A 16,721-nucleotide genomic window follows, 5' to 3' on the forward strand; every position below is an offset into this window, starting at 1 on the left:
ATTTCGCAGCCCGATCCTCGGGAGCCTGATCCAGGGATGCGCCTGCGGAGCCGGTCAAGGCCCCACCGGACCGTAGCGGCGTACCACCAGCGGCAGGACGGAAGCCCTCCGCCGACGCAGGGCACGGATAGAGTCGACGCAGCGGCCCACGACCGGGACGTGCGACGGAGGAAAAGGGCTGGAGGACGGGGCATGTACCTCAAGAACGTGCGGGTGCGGAACGTCCGCGGCTTCCACGGCGCCCGTGAGGTGGACCTCGACCTGACCCGGCCCGACGGCTCCTACGCCGGATGGACGGTGCTGGCCGGCCGCAACGGCTCCGGCAAGTCCACCCTGCTGCGCGCCGTCGCCCTGGCCGTCAGCGGCCCGAGCGCGGCGCGGGGACTGGTGACCGATTTCGACTCGTGGATCAGCGACGAGCAGTCGCAGGCCGTCGCGGAGGTGTGCCTGCACCCGGACCCGTCGGAGGACCGGTTCGACAAGGGGCGGCCACCGGCGAATGTGTTCTGGGCGGGCCTGCAGTGGACCGCGCCGGACACCGCCGTCATGTCCGGCAGGCACGCCCAGCCCGCCCTGAGCACGGTGACCTATAGCAAGGCACCGACCGCTGCCCAGCGCGGACCGTGGGCGGACAACCCGGTGGGCTGGTTCTGCGCGGGCTACGGGCCGTTCCGTCGGCTCGTCGGAGGCTCGGGGGAGGTCCAGCGGCGCATGGCCGGGGCGGGCGCCGTGGCCCGGTTGACCAGCCTCTTCCACGAGGACGCCTCGCTGGCCGAGGGCGTCAGCTGGCTCATCGAGCAGCACCTGCGGTCCCTGGAAAACCGCCCGGGGGCCGCCGAGCTGAAGCGCACCGCCCTGGAGATCCTCGGCGACGAGCTCCTGCCCGACGACTACACCATCGGGAACGTGGACTCCGACGGCCTGTGGGTCGCGCACGGCGGCCGCTCCTTCCCCCTGCGGGAGATGAGCGACGGCTACCGCACCGTTGCCGCGCTCGTGGTCGACATCCTCAAGCAGCTCCACGACACCTATGGTGCCCTGCGCGTCGAACGCGACAGTGGCCATCCCGTCGTGACCGTCCCCGGCGTCGTGATCATCGACGAGATCGACGCGCACCTGCACGTGTCCTGGCAGAAGCGCATCGGGGGCTGGCTCAAGCAGCACTTCCCGCTGGTGCAGTTCCTCGTCACCACCCACAGCCCCTACATCTGCCAGGCCGCAGACCCCGCCGGGCTGATCCGATTGCCCGGACCCGATGTCGACGAAGCCCCCGAGGTCGTCGGGACGGACCTGTACGACCGGGTGGTGTTCGGCAGCGGCGACGACGCGGTGCTGTCCGAGCTCTTCGGCCTCGACACCCCGTACTCGCAGCGCGCGGACGAAGCTCGGGCGCTCCTGGTCGCACTGGAGATGAAGATTGTGGCCGGCGGGGCGAGCGAGGAGGAGCGGGAGCGCTACCGGCAGCTGAAGCGGACGCTGACCAGCTCGCTGGCCGCCCGGGTCGACGAGGTCGCCGCCCGCCTGCACTCCCTGACCGGGCACGTCGCGTGATCCGGATCCACCGGGTCCCCCTGACGGAGCCACCGCGCTCCCGCATGGCCGAATGCACCTGCGACATCGTGCTCGCCGAGAAGCCCGCGACGCGGGCGCGAGAGCTCTGGAAGCACACCACGGTGCGACGAAACGTGCACGCGCCGCTTCGGGACGTCCTCGCGGACATGGCGGCCGGGCGAGAGCGGTGCATGTACTGCGGAGACAACCAGGGCACCGACATTGACCACTTCGAGCCGATCGACCGGCACCCGATGCGCGCCTTCGACTGGACCAACCACGTCCTCGCCTGCTCGCTGTGCAACAGCCACCTGAAGGGCGCCGCGTTCCCCCTCGACGACGGCGGGAAGCCGCTGCTCATCGACCCCACGGCCGAGGACCCGACACCGCACCTGCGCCTGGTCCTCGCGGTCGGCCAGTACCACCCGCTAACCCCCAGAGGCGAGGCCACCATCGACCTGTTCGACCTGAACCGAGGCCTGCTGGCCAAGGGCCGGGTGAACGCCTACCACGTCACCAAGGCCTGTGTCGCCCAGTGGGCCGGTGCCACCGCGAAGGGCGACCACGACGACGCCGCTCACTGGGCCGCGGTCGTCAACGAACAGCCGATGGCCGACGTCGTCCAGGCCATGCTGCGCCAGGCCCTCGACCCCGCGGCCGAGATCGTCTTTGACGACGACCCCCAACTCCTCGCCCACCTCCGCGAACCCGCACTCCGAGCGGCACTGCTCATCCGGTAGGACGCCGCGGGCAGACCGGTCACTGTTCGGACGCGAGTACGGCGTTGCGCGCCCGCACGGCCGCGGGGCTGGTCGTTGAACCCGGCCGGGAGCCGGTCAGTTCGCCGTGTTCGCCTGCCAGCCGCGAGGAGGATTCGGCAGGCCGATCAAGGTGTCCAGTCCCAGGTACTCCAGGAGGAGGGACTTCAGCTCACGGCCGTCGACCAGATGAAGGCGCTTGCCCTTGCCGGCCGCAGTGTCGTAGCTCGCCTTCCCGAATCACGAGGTGGTCACCAGGACACCGCGAGACGCGTTGGTGAGATCCACGGCGCCGAGCAGGGCGCGCACGGTCTCCACCTGGACGGCGTTCTTGGTGCGCTTGGCCTGGACGGCGACGGCGGTCACCCCGCCGCCGTCGCGCTTGACCGTGACCGCGTCCAGGCCGTCGTCACGCGAGTTCTGGGTCCGCGAGGTTCTCGTAGCTCATGGCCTCGGAGAGCTCATGTACGAGCCGCTTGAACGCGTACGGGTCCATCTGCAGCAGGTCGGGCCGGCTGTCGAGCGGGCCGACGACGGCGGTGTCTGCGGCGATCTTGAACCGGGCCGGGGCGAAGTCGACGATCGGCAGCACGGGCTCCAGGTCGTGCGGGTGCCGGGAGACCACCGCGCTCAGGTTGTGCAGGCAGCGCTGCGGGTCCAACCTCGGTTAGTCCAGGACGGGCTCGGCGAAGTCCGCGCGCTCTACCACCATGCTCCCCACACACGGGCGCACGACCCGCCCCGTGGCGGGGTCTGTTGTGGCGACGTGCCCATTTGAGGACGAACTGTGCCCACCAGCCGTGCTGGCGTCACCGAGAACGCCTCGTCCAGCGCCCGCAGGGCCAGCCGCGCCAGCAGTCGTCGGTAGGTCTCCTGGAGGTCGGCTTCCTTGACCGGCTGCGGGACGACCTCCCCTCGCTGGGCGACGAACCGGTACCCGGCGACGGCCGACACCACGTCCTGCGAGGGCAGTGCCACGTCGACGAGCAACTGCCCGGCTTCCGGCACGCACCCCATCGCGGCATCCTCCCGGCGCCTGCGGGCACCGGCTAGCGGCGGCAGAGACTGCTCCCGCAAGACCGGATCGGGCAGAGCGTAGATCCGTCCATGACTCTCAGCCTGGCTGGCCTGCTGAGCGTCTGCCCCCCGATCCCGATGAGAGTTGGGGGCAGCAGGAGGGCGAGGCAGCCGCCGCCCCACTGCATACCGAGCCCGTCGATCTCGAAGGCGACGAAGAGTAGGAGGCAGACGACGCGCGACGCTGGATCGGGTCCTCTTCGGAGCGAACGTGCTGGGGTACCACGGACGCGCTCCCGCTGTGGTGCAGTTCGCCCGGAACAGGCGCTGTCGGGGCCGTTGTCCGAGCTGCCGGATAGGCTCCTTGGTCGAGACTGATAGGGGAGTTGAGTGCGCGACTCTGTACTGACTGCTGATGTTCCGCTCGGCCCGTTCGACGGCCATCTCGTGCCTGTCTTCGCGGCGAAGGGCAAAGCCTCCAAGCTGCACGCACATCTGCGGTGCCCCCGGCTTCGCGCGGACGGGGCGGTGGCCTTCGAGGCGCCGCTGAACGCCGTGACGATCGCCCGGATGTGCTCCGTCTGCGCGTACCAAGGGGATTGGGCCCGGCCGGACAGCGGCGTCGGCCTCTTCCTGCGCGCGCTCGGCGGCTACCGAGGGCTGCTCTCCCAACTGCAGGAGTACACGGAGGCGGATCCGGACGACGAGGTGACGCAAGAGGAAGCCGAAGGCGCGGCGGAGGTTCTGCGCGCCGAGCCGGTTTCCGAGGAGGACGAGACCTACGACGAGAACCGGGATGCCCACGACGACGCGGAGCACCTGCGGGGCCAGGTGCTGTCCAGGTGGCGTGATGCCGCGGACAGCCTTCACCTCGCCGAGAGCGTCGTCGCGAAGTTCCCCTGGCTCACCGACTGGGCTCGGCCGAAGGCGGCACTGAAGGAGGAGTACCTCCAGACGCTGCGCGAACGAGCGGGACTGTTCGTCGACGCGGCCGCACTGGTGGAAGCAGCGGCGGCCATGAGCCTGGAAATTCCCGAACTCCCCACGAACGACGAAGCGTTCAGTGCCATTGGCGACAGGAGGGAGGTCGCCAGCCGGCTGCGGTCGATGTGGTCCCGCTGGCAGGGGGCAGCGGCGGACGCATGGGGGCTGCCAGGCGACCGCCTGGTCACGCATCAGGCCATCGGGGGAGTCAATTCACGGCGCAAGGGGTACGACGAAGCCCGCCGTGCGGCAGACCGGCTGCTGGTTTCCTGGGAGGAGGAGGCGCGCCGGGTCGCGGGCGCGTCGGACCCGGGCGTGACGGTGACGCTGACCGCACACCTGCAGGAACCCCGGGATGAGGGCCCCTACTCGCAGCAGCGTGAGCGGGGGCTGCTGGGCAGCCTCGACAACTGGACGATCGGCGTCCTGCTCACCTACCTGACCAGCGCCGATTGGGGGCGGCGCCGGCTCACTTTCCGCGCGCCCCAGCTGATCGTCGAGCAACTCCTGGCCCGCACCGCGCTCGTGCGGTGGGAGCCCGAGCCTCCCGGTGCCCCGACGGCTGCCGGCGAAGCGAGTCCCCTGGGGCCGGGAGTCTTCGACGACGCCCCCGTGCACCAGCGCCGTCCCCTCACCGTGGAGCACCTGCGGCTGCTCAGCACCGCGCCCGGTGCCGAGGACCAGCTGTACACCGTGTTTTCCACCGATGCCGGGACGGAGGTCGTGCCCTTCAAGGAGTTGGAGCGGCGTGCGGCCCGCGGCTGGCGAGGTGTCCTGCTTGCCAGCTCCGCCAACCTGCCCGCGGCACTGATCGATCCCTGGTCCGAGGCGATCGGCCAGCGCCCGGAGGAGCCCTCCGCCCTGTGGCGGGAGCGGATGCGCGAAGCCTGCGACCCGCTGTTCGGCGAGCGGCTGGGTCTGGCAGTCGGCGCCGAGCGCGCCGCCTGGCTGGTCTTCAGTGACAGGCCCTGGGCGCGGGAGTTCAACCTGCGGCTGCTCGCGGTGGCCCGCGGCGTGCCCGACCTGCGCAGTCTGGACTCCGGATATGACCGGGCCGGGCGTTCGCGCAGCCTTCCCAGCGCGGTGTGGCACGGACTCCTGGCCCACGGCCAGGACTTGGACCTCGAGCCGTTCGAAGCACCCGACGACAGCACCTGGAGGCGCAGCGGGAGCGGTATCCCGTTGGGGGTACTCGCGAAGGTCCAGGTCTACGCGGTCAACGCCGACCCCCGCTACCAGGGCAAGGGGCACTCGCCGTTCTGCTCCCATGTCCGCGAGCGCGGTGTCGTCGCAGACGACGACCTGCTCACCATCGCGGACTTGCTCGGTGACACGAAGTTCGACTGGTGCAGCAAATGCGGGGGCTTCGCGATCCGGCGTCTGACGGACACCCAGCTCGCCCACTACCGCGCCGCCCACCGGCTCCACGACCTCGCGCAGCAGTTGGACCCCGGCCGGGGCGGGTACGATCCCGGCCGCCTCGGACAGCTGGTGGAACAGCTCCTGGAACTCGAGAAGTGGGACCCTGACGCTGGCGACCACTCCTACAGCGAGGACTCCCGCCGGTGGCACCAGATCGTCCGCAAGCTGCTGCTCCGGGCCCGCTCCGCCCACGCCGGCCAGCCCTGCACCCTCCCCCGACCGACCGCCTGACGAGGCACCCATGGACAGCAGACCGGACAACCCCCTGTCCCCGCACGCCCTCGGGCCGCAGCTGCTCGAGCGGCTCACCGCCCCGCTGCGGCAAGCCGGATGGATGCGAGATGAGACCTGGTATGAGGACGAAGCGGACGACGATTCTGGTCACGACGCGCCGGCAACGGTTGAGCTGAGCCGCTCCAACTTCCACCTCTTCATCACTTGGTCTCCGACCACCGGCCGCCTCGTCATCGACGACCCCACCGACGACTGGGACTGGGACGGACACCTTCCTCCGCTGTTCGCGCTCGACGATCCGCTCACCATCGACCTGAGCCCGCACCTCACCCAGGTGGACAAGGCGGAGGCCGCACGCAGGGCCTTCGCCGCCGCCGGGCTGCTCGACACGACACGCATCCACCTGCCCGACGACGCGACACCGCTCCGCGGGACCTTGAACACCCTGTTCTGGAAAGAACACATCAGCCCCGCGATCCGTCGGCACCGCCGCGAGCACGACGGCCTGCAGGTACTCAGGGCGTTCGGCGAGGATTTCTCCTGGCGCATCGGAAGCGGGCTGCGTACCTACCCGGTGATCTGCCCCGACCTCGTGCCGTCGGCGGCAACGCGGGGCATCGCTGAATGGTGCTGGAGGCGCGAGAGCGACGTCGAGGACTGGCACTTCAAGATCGACGATATCGCGATGGCCCGGGCAAACATCGCCGCCACCCGGGCCGTCCTGCCCCACGTCCGCCCCGAGGCCATCGACTGGCACGCTGTGCGTCTCGCCCTCACAGCCCCCGCCCGCCGACTCGCGGACGGCCAAGCCCTGCGGGACATCTTCGAAGAAGGCTGGGAGCCGATCCTTGTATCCATCCACCGTGAGATCGACCTCTGGCAGAGGGTCGACGAAGACCTCGGCCCGGAGGCCACCATGCGCATGCTCTCCATGCACGGATCCCACACCGAGTCCGTTGGCGAGTGGTGGGGCTCAGGATGGTTCGAAACCGTGACCCGCCGCGCTATCGGCCGCGCCGCGGATGCCGACACCCTCCCCGCCTCGGTCCTCGAGGTCTTCACAGACCCGGAACACTTCGCTGACGCCGCCGCCGGCCACCCCGACCTGTTGGACGATGACACCTTCGCCTGGCTGACACGCGCCACCTTCCAGGAACAGCTCCTCCGCCACAAGGCACACCTGCCCCGGACCACCGCACTGGCCCTTCCCGACTGGGCGACGCAGAGCCTTCTGGCCCTGATCGAACCGGACGACGAACCCTCACCGACAGAAGCGTCATGATGTGGCCCCTGGTCACCCGCCGTAGCCTGCCGATCTGGCGCGGTCGGGTACCGCCACGGCCGGGCCTGGTGGCAGGACTGAGCAGCCGAGGGCCCGTCGGGCTCCTCCGCAGGCCTCACCAGGTGCCAGAAGCTCCTGCTGTGCGGCGTTCGGCGTGGCGCTCTCTGATGGATCGTCATGCTAGCGGGGGAGAAGATGATCGACAGGATTGTGCGGACCAACTATCGCCTGAGCCACCGGATGCGCCGCAAAGCGCACAAGGTGACGCGTGAGCAAGCCGGGCTGCTGGCGCGATCGCTCCAGCGCGCTGGTCTCACCGGGCCGGTACCGATCTCCATGCGCCGGGCTGCCTGGCGACGGGCCTACGGCTGGAACCTGTTCGGAGCCATGGTGCTGCTGCTCGGCGCCATGGGCTTGTCGAGGGGCTCGATACGGCTTGCCAGGCTGCTCTTCCCGGCCGCCGTTCCGGTCGTGCGAGGCCTCTTCCTGGTCATTGGGGTGGCCGTCATCAGCTGGATCCTCATGTACATATTCATCAGCAGTACCAGAGTGGGATGGCTCGGCATCATCGGCAAGTTCGTGCCGGTCAAAAGCCTCGAAGATGTCGTCACCGGGTGCGCGACGGTGCTTGCCGCCGGACCGCGCAGCCGCCCGGACCACCTCGCAGGGGTCCCACCGCTGATGCGCTACGCCGAGCAGTACGTCCTCAAGATGTACCGCCAGCGGGGCACGGTGCCGCGGTTCTCCCACCGGGGCCCTCAGCTGCGGGCCCATGCACGGCTTGTCGCAGCGCGGCTGAGGGCGGCGGAGGCCAGGCTCGACGTAGATGCCGAGGGTGCTGCAAGGGAGATCGCCTCTCTCGTGGTGCAGATAGCTGACAACTACGTCGCTGGTCGAGTCGGCGCCCTGCTTCCAGAGGAGGAGCTGAAGGACCTCCAGCCGGTGCGGGACTACACCACACGGTTGCTGCCTTCTCTCTTGTCGATGACCCGTCTGGTCGCTGCGGCCGCAGTGGTGGCCGCATTGGCTGGAGCCGGGACGTGGGCGGCGTCCAGGTTCGGAATCCCGCCAAGCCTCGCCGCCCTGCCCGCCATCGCGCTGGCCAGCGTGCTGGTGCCGGCGCTGGTATCGATCGTCACCCCGCAGGCGAAGTAGAACCGCCGTCCGTGAGTCGGCCAGGAGTTCTGCCCGGAGCTTCACAGGGCACCTCGGCTTGTGGTAGCGGCGCACCGCGCCAGTCCCTGGTATCGGGGACCGCGGTCGGCAATGCTGGATCCAGCTGGCGGGGGTGATGCTGGTGAAGGTCTGGACCTCGTTGATCTCCAGCGCCACGGTGAAGGTAGACGTGTTGCCCTTGTCGAGCTGTGGTCGGTCGTCCTGCGCGACCGGGTTGCGCGGCAGGCCGATCTTCTCGGCGACCTATCGTTGCCGGGGCACGGTGAGGGCGCGGGTTACGCGGCCATGGGCATGGGGTTCTCGCCGCCGTCGTCCTTGATGAAGTGCGGCCGGTTGGGTTGGGCGCGGTCGAGTGTTCGGGCGAGGGCGTGGCCGGCTTGGTCGGCGGAGTCTTTGAGGAGGTGGCCGTAGAGGTTGATGGTGGTGGCGATGGTGGAGTGGCGCAGGGTCTTGGAGATGACGGCGATGGGGATGTTTTCGGCGATCATGATGCTGGCGGCGGTGTGGCGCAGGTCGTGCAGCCCGATCTTGGGGAGGTCGAGTTCGGCGGTGCGTTTGCGGAGCTGGTCGAGGACCCACTGGGGCCGCAGCGGTGTGCCGCCGGGGCGGGCGAAGACGAGTCCTTCGAGCCGGCCGTTCGGGTGGGCGCGCATCTGGATTGCGGCCTGGCGGTGGAGGGCTGCGATGACTCTGGGGGAGAGGCTGATCCAGGCGCGGCTGGCCTCGGTCTTGGGCTCGCGGAGGTGGGTCTTGCCGTTGTCGATGGCGGCGAGGGTCCAGCGGACGTAGAGCTTGCGGTCCATGAGGTGGACGTCGGACCAGTGGAGGGCGAGGACCTCGCCGCGGCGCATGCCGGTGCCGAGCATGACCTCGAACAGATAGTCGCCGCGGGGCGCGGCTGCCATCCGCAGCGCGTCGGCGACCAGGCCGGTGCGCATGTGGTCGGCGATCGTGGGCAGGAAGCGGAGTATCGGCACCGACACGACCGGCCTGCGGCCGGTGGTGCTAGTCACCGCCGCAAGCGTGCAGGACAACGGCGCCGTCCGATAGTTGCTGATCGCGGTCTCAGCCGACCAGCCGACCATTGGCAAGGCCAAGGCCAAGGCCTGGGCCGATATGGGCTACAAGAGCACCGTCGTCGAACAAGGCGCCACGCTCGGCATCGACGTCGAGATCGTCCGCCGCGACCCCGCCGCCAGGGGGCCGTCGTCCAGCCACGACGCCGGGTCGTCGAGTGGACCTTCGGCTGGCTCATGAACCACCGCCGTCTTGCCCGCGTCCACGAATCCCTCCAAGCCCACTCGGAAACCGTGATCCACGTCGCGATAATCAGCCTCATGACCCGACGACTCACCGGTGAGAGCACCCCGCGCGGGCGTGGAGGACGAACCTCGGAATCGGGGTGAAATGCCCAGTAAGCCTCGCTGTCGTCGACGGCCCCACCACCTCGGCATCCGGCCCGCGGACGCTGGCGTCGATCACCAGAGACCCTGCGGATCGGCGTCGACCCGCGGAGCGATCCGCGTGCCGTTGTCCGGCGGGTGCCCGAGGTGCGCCCGGAAAGCGACCCGAAGCCGCCCGGGTGGGGTGGTTGGATGGGAGGGCGGATCCAGCTTGTCGCCGCTGTCGGCGCGATGCGATCCTTTCGGGCATGCTGCACAGCGAGCTGCCGGACCACGCGTCAGTTCTCAGGGAGGTGCGGGAATTGCGGCGGGTCGGCCTGGTACGGCTGCGTGAGCTGGAGCTCCCGGCGCTGGCCCGGGCCGCGGACGTGATCGACTTGCCGGCCGGGCGGGAGTCGCGGCCCGCCGCTGTGGAGCGGCTGCTGCGGCTGGCGGTGACGCGAATCGATCCCGGCAACCTTCACACCGCCGCCGAGTACAGCCTCGGCCTGGCCCAGGGCACTCGCGACTGGCCGCCCGCCGACCGTCGGAAGTATGCCGCGGGCGTGTACGGGGTGAGCGTGGAGCGATTCCGCAAGCACCACGAGGCGCTGGTGCTGGGTGAGGTCGCCGAGCAGGTGATCCGGATGGCCGCGCGGGCGGGGCAGCCAGGTCGGGCAGCGCGGTCGCGCCAGGCGGACCAGGCAGGGGAGGCGGGGGATGTCGGGCCGCTCTCGCCCGCGTCGTCGGGTCACCGGTCGCTGCGGGTCCGGGTGGGCGAGCGGACCGCGCTGGTGACGGTGCATGTCCACCCCGTCGATCTGCTGCGCGATGTGGACGTCGTGGTCTCGCCGACCAACACCTATCTGGGACTGCCGGAGCCGTACAAGTCGTCGGTGTCGGCGTCGCTTCGGCGGGTGGGAGCGGTGCGCGGGTCGACCGGGGAGCTCGTCGAGGACCTGGTGCACGAGGAGTTGCGGAGGTGGGCCGTCCGGCACGGGGCGCCGGGCCGGGCGGTCCTGCCGGGAACCGTGGCGGCGGTCGGGGCGGGGGCGCTGGTGGAGCAGGGCGTTCGGCGGATCTATCACGCCGCGGTGGCGGTCCCGCGCCTCGGGACGAACGACTACGACGTGCTGCCGGCGGACGTGACCCGGGCGGTCGCCCGGGCGCTCGCCGTGCTCGCCGAGGAGCACCGGCAGTTCGATCCTCCGCTGCGCTCGATCTGTCTTCCGCTGCTCGGTTCCGGCCGGGGCGGGCTGCCGTACGAGGTCAGTCTCGGCATGCTCTGGGCCGCGGTGGAGGCCGAACTGATCCGCGGTGCGCAGTGGGAGGTGCACCTCGTGGTGCGGCGGGCCGCCGTCGCAGATCTGATTGAGCGTCAACTCACGGCCTTGAAGGCCGTCGACGGAAGGACCCGATGAACCCGTACCAGGTGCTTGCGGCCGCCGCCGCCGACTGGGACCGATTGGCCGGCCTGCTGAAACCCGCGTCGGGCAGCCAACTGGAGGCGCGGCTGCAGGCGTTGAGATCCGCCGGGCAGGACGGGCCGGCCCGGCTGCAGGCGGCCGAGAAGGCGGCCCGGCTGCTGCTCGAAGCGCTGCCGGACGCCGAGTCCGGACGGCTCGACGACGCGTCCGGTGCCCGGTTTGCCGGGGATCCGCAGGACCGGTCGCACCTCGGCTTCCATGCGGACGACCTGGCCGTGCTGGTGCTCGACGGCCACCGCATGGTCGGCCCGGTGCTCGGCCCGACCCGGGCGAGGATCCTGGCCGTACCGGCGCTCGACCCCGACGAGGTGCGGCTGCTGGGCGGTGATCCTGGCGCTGCCGGGCTGCTGAGGTTGACCGGGCTCGGCGGGAGGCTGCGGCTGCCCGGATTCCAGTTCGGCGTCGCGGGCGCGCCGTTGCCGACGGTGGTGGAGGTCAACACCCTTCTGGACGCCGAACGCGACCCGTGGGGCGTCGCGGACTGGTGGCTGTCGGCCAATGCCTGGCTGGGCGGCAACCCCGCCGACCTGCTCGGCGCTGGGCGGGACGGCCAACTCGTCGACGCGGCACGGTACCTGTCGGAGGAGGAGTAACCGGATGGCGAACACCAGGCCCCCGCGGGTGCTGCCGGGCACGCCCGCCAAGCTGACCCTGCCGGCCGGCGCCCCGCTGTACCGGCTGCACGCGGCCCGCCACCCGGCGACCGCGTTCAATCCCGTACCCGCCCACTGCCTCTACGGCGGCGGCCGTTTCGACGCGACCAGGTGCGACCCGTTCGGCTATCTCTACGCCGGGCTCACCGCCGAGTCGGCGGTGTGCGAGTCGCTGCTGCGGTCGGTTCCGTTCGATCCGGGCGGGACGCCGCGGCTGGTGCCGAGGGCCGCGATTCGCGGCCGCCGGCTGTCCTTCCTGCGGCTGGCCGCAGAGCTGGACGTGGTGTCCCTGGTGACCGGCCGGGAGCTGGCGGGTGTCGCCCAGGACTCCTGGCTGGTCCAGGCGGAGGCCGCCGAGTACCCGTTCACCCGTGACTGGGGTCATTGGATCCGTGAGCACACCGACCCGTGGGCGCAGGGCTTCCTCTGGCCGTCCAAGCGCGAGCCCGGCGACCGGGTGGTGGTCCTGTTCGGTGACCGCTGCGTGCCGGACGTGATCGAGGAGACGGGCGTCCCGCCGATCGACTTCGACACCGCCGAGGGGGAGAGGCGGCTCAACTCCTTGCTGGAGCCCTACCATGCGAGGATCGCCCCGTGACGCCGGAGCGGGCCATGGACCCGGTCCGAGGCCGGGGCCGGGACCCGGACGAGGCCTCCGACGACGAACTGCGCGCCGAGCGGGACGAGTTGCTGGAGCATCTGGCGGGTCTGCGGGCGGACGACCCGCAGGCGCCGACGGCGTGGGCGGTCGCCGGGGACTTCAGCTACCAGCTCTTCCTGCGGCAGGCGCGCCCGGAGGACCTGGACCTGGCGGACGAGGCGTTCGAGCGGGCCTTCGCCCGGCCCGGCGACGAGGAGATCGGCGACGAGGAGATCTGGGACGCCTGGCGGATCCTCCGCGCTCGCGTGCTGCTGTTCCGGTACGACGACCGGCCGCAACCCGAACTGCTGGACCGGGCCTGGGCGTTGCTGGTCGAAGGCCTGGCCGAACCGGTCGCCGGGTCGTCGTTCGAGCACCTCAGGGTGCTCGGCAGGTACCTGGTGGCCCGGCTCGCCCGGTTGCGGTGGGTGCAGGCCGACGACCGGCCCGCCCCGCAACGGGCGGCTCTGCTCTCCGAGGCGCTGCGCCGGTACGACGCCGCGCTCGACGACCACGCACCCGGCAGCCCGGAGGCCGCCGAACTGCACGGGGAGGCCGGTGCACTGCACCACGAGCGGTACCGGACCGGCGGTGACCTGCCCGACGCGCAGGCCTCCGTCCGGCACTACCGCGCGGCTCTCGAGGCGGCCCCGCCGGACAGCGACGTCCCGCTGCTGTGCTACGGACTCGCCACCGCCCAGATGGTGCACGGCCAGCGCGCCCGGGACCGGGAACTGCTGACGGAGGCCCGGACCCAGTTCGGCCGAGCGCTGGTCGAGGCCGGCGAGCGATCCGCGGAGCGACCGTCATGGGGCCGCGAGGCAATGGCCCGGATGGTCTACATCCGGGCGATGCTGTGGTGGCACTGGGACGACAGCACCCAGGTCGGGCCCGCGGAGGCGGAGTTGGCGCCACTGCTCGCCGAGCCGGATGCCGTCGACGAACTGCTGCCCACGTACCTGGACTGCTTCGGGCGGCTGCTCTACCAGCGTGCCACCGAGCGCGACGACGACGCCGGACGAGACCGGGCGCTCCACCTGCTGCAGCGGGCTCTCGACCGCTGGCAGCCCGAACGCGACGGCGGCTCGGCCGCACCGCTGGGCCTGCTGGTGGCGACTCTCCAGTGGGCCCGCTACCGGGCGGACGGCGACCCGGCGCGCCTGCCGGTGCTCGCCGCGGCCAGCGGGCGTGCCCTCGAAGACGGGAGCCAGGGCGCCCAGTTCCGGCGGATGGCCGTCATGTGCCACGGCTGGGCCAGACACGAGCTGGTGCGCCAGGGCCTTGCCGAGGCGGGTCCCGAGGCCGACGCCCTCTTCCAGGAGGCCCACCGCGCCACCATGGGGACGATGGCGGACGTCGAACACGGCGGGGCCTTCCTGAACTTCAGCGATCAGGAGTTCAACGGTCTCGCCAACGACATCGGCGGCCTCGACCGGCTGCCGGCGGAATTCGACCGGCTGTACCGGACCTGGCGCGAAGCGGACCCGGACAGCCGTGAGTCGGGGGAGTCGGCCGCGTTCCTGCTCGGCATGGTGCCGTTCCTCGATCCGCACGGCACGCACGTGACCACCGAGCAGAAGAGCGCGCTCCTGCAGGCCGCGTTGCAGCACCGGAAGGGCGATGCCGCCGGGCTGAGCAGCCTCCACGCCATCGCCGGCTGGATCGGCCTGAACGAGGCGACGGCCGGAGACGGGTCGAGCCTGGACGGGGCGCTGGAGCACCTCGATGCGGCCCGTGACCTGCGCACAGGCCAGGACGGGCGGACGACCGACGGAATCGAGTTGCTGCGCTCGTTCGTCCAGGGCCAGCGAGGTCAGCTGCGCGGCGGCCTCGACGAGGTGGAGACGGCCGCGAGTGTCATCGCCCGGTTGCGTGACCGGCCCGGCACCACTCCCTACCTCCGGTCGCTCATCGACGGCCAGGTCGCGGGTATCGAGGCCATTCGGTACGCGCGGCAGGGCGACCTGGCCGGCACCGACCGGGCCATCGCGCGGCTCGCCGAGATCCACGGCGCGCTCGACCCGGACGACCCCGCCCGCGGGGAGCTGTGGACGACGCTGGAGAACGCCCGGATGGGCCGCGACCAGCTCGCCAGGCGCCTGGGCGTGCCGACCACCGCCATGGCGACCCACGGCGGTGCCACCCTCGACGAACTGCGCCGCCAAGCCGCCCGGCTACCGCGCGACCACCGTGCCTGGGTACTGGGGGACGCGGGTATCACCCGTACCGCACGGGCGATGGACCGGTCCGACCCCCGGCTTCTCGACGAAGGAATGACCCTGCTCCGGGAGGCCTTGGACCTGTCCGACGAGGGAAGCGACGACTGGCTGCGCTACGCCTTCGTGCTGGGCGGCACCCACTGCGCCAAGGCCTCCCGAAGTGGCGACCGCCGCGAGCTGGGGACCGGCATCGACCTGCTGGAGCGGGCCGCCCGGCTGGCCGGCGGCCCCGAGCACCGGCTGTGGGCGTTCTGCAACCTGACCCTCGGCCGGGCCTACCGACTGCGCGCCGACCCGGCCCGCGACGACCGCCGCCGGGGACGCCTCGCCGGGCTCGAGTCGCTGCGCGGACACTCCTGGGCGGCGTTGCTCCAGTCCGGCACCGGGCACGCAGCCGAGGGTGCGGCCGAGGCCACCGCCGCGGCCCTGGAGGTGGCCGCCTGGTGCCTGGCCGACGACGTCCCCGAAGCCGCCGTCCAGGCGCTGGACGCCTGCCGCGGACTGGTGCTGCACGCCGCGAACACCGCGATGACGGTGCCCCAGCTGCTGACCGCCACCGGCCGGCCCGACCTGGCGGAGGAGTGGCGGGCCGCGGGCGGCGCCGAACCGCCCGGCGGAGCGGACGGCTTGACCGGGTCCGGCGGCGTCCCAAGCGAACTGCGCCGACGCGTCCTGACCGCGCTGACCGCCCTCGGCCCGGACGGCGGGCGGTCGGCCCGGCTGCTCGGCACCCCGGCCCCCGCGGAGATCGGCGAGGCGCTGCGCAGCTGCCGGGCGGACGCCCTGGTGTACCTGGTGCCGGCCTCCGACGACCGCGGCGGGGCGGCGGTCCTGGTCACTGCGGACGGTGGCGCGCACTGGCTGCCGCTGCCGCTGCTGAAGGAGGACGCCGGACCCCTGCGGGCCTACACCCCGGCCGGCCGGTCCGTCCGGGACATGGGGCCGGCCCCGCACGCTGGCGCACCCGACTCGACCTCGCTGCGCCGGCAACTGGACCGGCTGTGCTCCTGGGCCTGGTACGCGGCGGTCAAGCCACTGCTGGACATGCTCGTGCCACCTCCCGGCCGCACCCGCCCGCCGTCGCTGATCCTGGTGCCCATGGGCGCCCTCGGCGTGGTGCCGTGGCACGCGGCCTGGTCGGAGCCGGACACCACCGGACGCCGCCGGTACGCCGTCGAGCAGGCCGAGATCTCGTACGCCGCCTCGGCCCGGCTGCTGTGCGACGTGGCCGCCCGGCCGTCCACACCGCACACCGGCGCCGCCCTGGTGGTCGGCAATCCGACCGGGGACCTGCGCTACGCCGGCGAGGAGGCGGACGCGGTGCAGCGGGTCTTCTACCCGCGGGGCAGCTTCCTCGGGCGGCGCGCGGCGGGCGAGGCCGACGGCCCGGGAACGCCGGCCGAGGTGCTCGCCTGGCTGCGCCGCGGCGGTGGTGGCGTCCTGCACTTGGCCTGCCATGCCACCGTGGCCGCCAACCAGCGCTACAGCTCGTACCTCTCCTTCAGCGGCGGTGAGCTGGCCGCCGAGGAGCTGACCGAGGCGGCCGGGCGGGGCGGCGACGGGCTGGAGCTGGTGGTCCTGGCGGCCTGCCGGAGCCACGTGTCCGGGCGCGGCCACAACGAGGCGTACAGCCTTGCCACGGCGTTCCTGGTGGCCGGAGCCCGATCGGTGATCGGCTCGCTGTGGCCGGTTCCCGACGACGCCACCTCGGTCCTGATGTTCATGACGCACCATTTCCTGCGCCGGGAGCAGGAACAGGCGGGCCGGGCGCTGCGCCGGGCCCAGCTGTGGATGCTCGACCCGGACCGCCGGCTGCCGCCCGGTATGCCCGGCGCGCTGGCCGCCCGCGCCGCCGCGGTGGAGCCGGACGACCTCTCGGCCTGGGCCGGTTTCACCCACCTGGGACAGTGACGGCG

General features: G+C 71.7%; 13 protein-coding genes and 1 pseudogene. 10 read left to right on the top strand and 4 right to left on the bottom strand.

Annotation, left to right across the window (positions count from 1 at the left end; genetic code table 11):
- Positions 1-192 precede the first annotated feature (192 nt).
- Together ABZW10_RS14485 and ABZW10_RS14490 are read left to right on the top strand one after the other, a co-directional pair.
- Positions 193-1,551 carry an AAA family ATPase gene (locus tag ABZW10_RS14485; protein WP_355364141.1) on the top strand — a complete coding sequence of 453 codons (1,359 nt, stop codon included), beginning with the start codon at positions 193-195 and terminating at the stop codon, positions 1,549-1,551.
- 44 nt (positions 1,552-1,595) lie between these two features.
- Positions 1,596-2,291 (top strand): HNH endonuclease, encoded by a 696-nt coding sequence (locus tag ABZW10_RS14490; protein ID WP_355364144.1) that lies wholly within the window; start codon positions 1,596-1,598, stop codon positions 2,289-2,291.
- 258 nt (positions 2,292-2,549) lie between these two features.
- Here the strand turns inward: ABZW10_RS14490 and ABZW10_RS14495 are convergent, their stop codons facing one another.
- Genes ABZW10_RS14495 through ABZW10_RS14505 form a run of 3 tightly spaced genes read right to left on the bottom strand, consistent with a single transcriptional unit; the run spans position 2,550 to position 3,317 of the window.
- Positions 2,550-2,711 carry a restriction endonuclease gene (locus ABZW10_RS14495; protein ID WP_355364429.1) on the bottom strand — a complete coding sequence of 54 codons (162 nt, stop codon included), beginning with the start codon at positions 2,709-2,711 and terminating at the stop codon, positions 2,550-2,552.
- A 7-nt stretch (positions 2,712-2,718) separates the two neighbouring features.
- Positions 2,719-2,970, bottom strand: coding sequence for a hypothetical protein (locus ABZW10_RS14500; RefSeq protein ID WP_355364147.1), 252 nt, complete (start codon positions 2,968-2,970; stop codon positions 2,719-2,721).
- Positions 2,971-3,011: 41 nt separating this feature from the next.
- A complete protein-coding gene (locus tag ABZW10_RS14505) occupies positions 3,012-3,317 on the bottom strand; it encodes a hypothetical protein (protein ID WP_355364150.1) in 306 nt (101 codons plus the stop codon).
- Between the two features lie 399 nt (positions 3,318-3,716).
- Here ABZW10_RS14505 and ABZW10_RS14510 point away from each other — a divergent pair, with 399 nt between their 5' ends.
- From ABZW10_RS14510 to ABZW10_RS14520, 3 genes are all read left to right on the top strand, one after another.
- Entirely contained in the window at positions 3,717-5,963 is a 2,247-nt protein-coding gene (locus tag ABZW10_RS14510) for a hypothetical protein (protein WP_355364153.1), read from the top strand.
- Positions 5,964-5,973: 10 nt separating this feature from the next.
- Positions 5,974-7,248 carry a hypothetical protein gene (locus ABZW10_RS14515; RefSeq protein ID WP_355364156.1) on the top strand — a complete coding sequence of 425 codons (1,275 nt, stop codon included), beginning with the start codon at positions 5,974-5,976 and terminating at the stop codon, positions 7,246-7,248.
- 195 nt (positions 7,249-7,443) lie between these two features.
- Complete coding sequence (locus ABZW10_RS14520; RefSeq protein ID WP_355364159.1) at positions 7,444-8,403, top strand: hypothetical protein; 960 nt, start codon at positions 7,444-7,446, stop codon at positions 8,401-8,403.
- Positions 8,404-8,699: 296 nt separating this feature from the next.
- Here the strand turns inward: ABZW10_RS14520 and ABZW10_RS14525 are convergent, their stop codons facing one another.
- Positions 8,700-9,362: a site-specific integrase gene (locus ABZW10_RS14525; protein WP_355364162.1), complete on the bottom strand. Its 663-nt coding sequence runs from the start codon at positions 9,360-9,362 to the stop codon at positions 8,700-8,702.
- 10 nt (positions 9,363-9,372) lie between these two features.
- Here ABZW10_RS14525 and ABZW10_RS14530 point away from each other — a divergent pair.
- From ABZW10_RS14530 to ABZW10_RS14550, 5 genes and pseudogenes are all read left to right on the top strand, one after another.
- Positions 9,373-9,830 (top strand): annotated as a pseudogene (locus ABZW10_RS14530) (transposase); the annotation flags it as partial.
- Between the two features lie 245 nt (positions 9,831-10,075).
- Complete coding sequence (locus ABZW10_RS14535) at positions 10,076-11,227, top strand: hypothetical protein (RefSeq protein ID WP_355364165.1); 1,152 nt, start codon at positions 10,076-10,078, stop codon at positions 11,225-11,227.
- The gene (locus ABZW10_RS14540; RefSeq protein ID WP_355364168.1) at positions 11,224-11,886 is read left to right on the top strand and encodes a hypothetical protein; all 663 of its coding nucleotides are present in this window, start codon (positions 11,224-11,226) and stop codon (positions 11,884-11,886) included. Before ABZW10_RS14535 ends, ABZW10_RS14540 begins: the two co-directional genes overlap by 4 nt.
- Positions 11,887-11,890: 4 nt before the next feature.
- On the top strand, positions 11,891-12,544 hold the full coding sequence (locus tag ABZW10_RS14545) for an RES family NAD+ phosphorylase (RefSeq protein WP_355364171.1): 654 nt from the start codon (positions 11,891-11,893) through the stop codon (positions 12,542-12,544).
- A 14-nt stretch (positions 12,545-12,558) separates the two neighbouring features.
- Positions 12,559-16,716 (top strand): CHAT domain-containing protein, encoded by a 4,158-nt coding sequence (locus ABZW10_RS14550; protein WP_355364174.1) that lies wholly within the window; start codon positions 12,559-12,561, stop codon positions 16,714-16,716.
- The last annotated feature ends 5 nt before the right edge of the window (positions 16,717-16,721 follow it).

It is taken from the genome of Kitasatospora sp. NPDC004723 (assembly GCF_040609255.1).
Taxonomy (GTDB): domain Bacteria; phylum Actinomycetota; class Actinomycetes; order Streptomycetales; family Streptomycetaceae; genus Kitasatospora.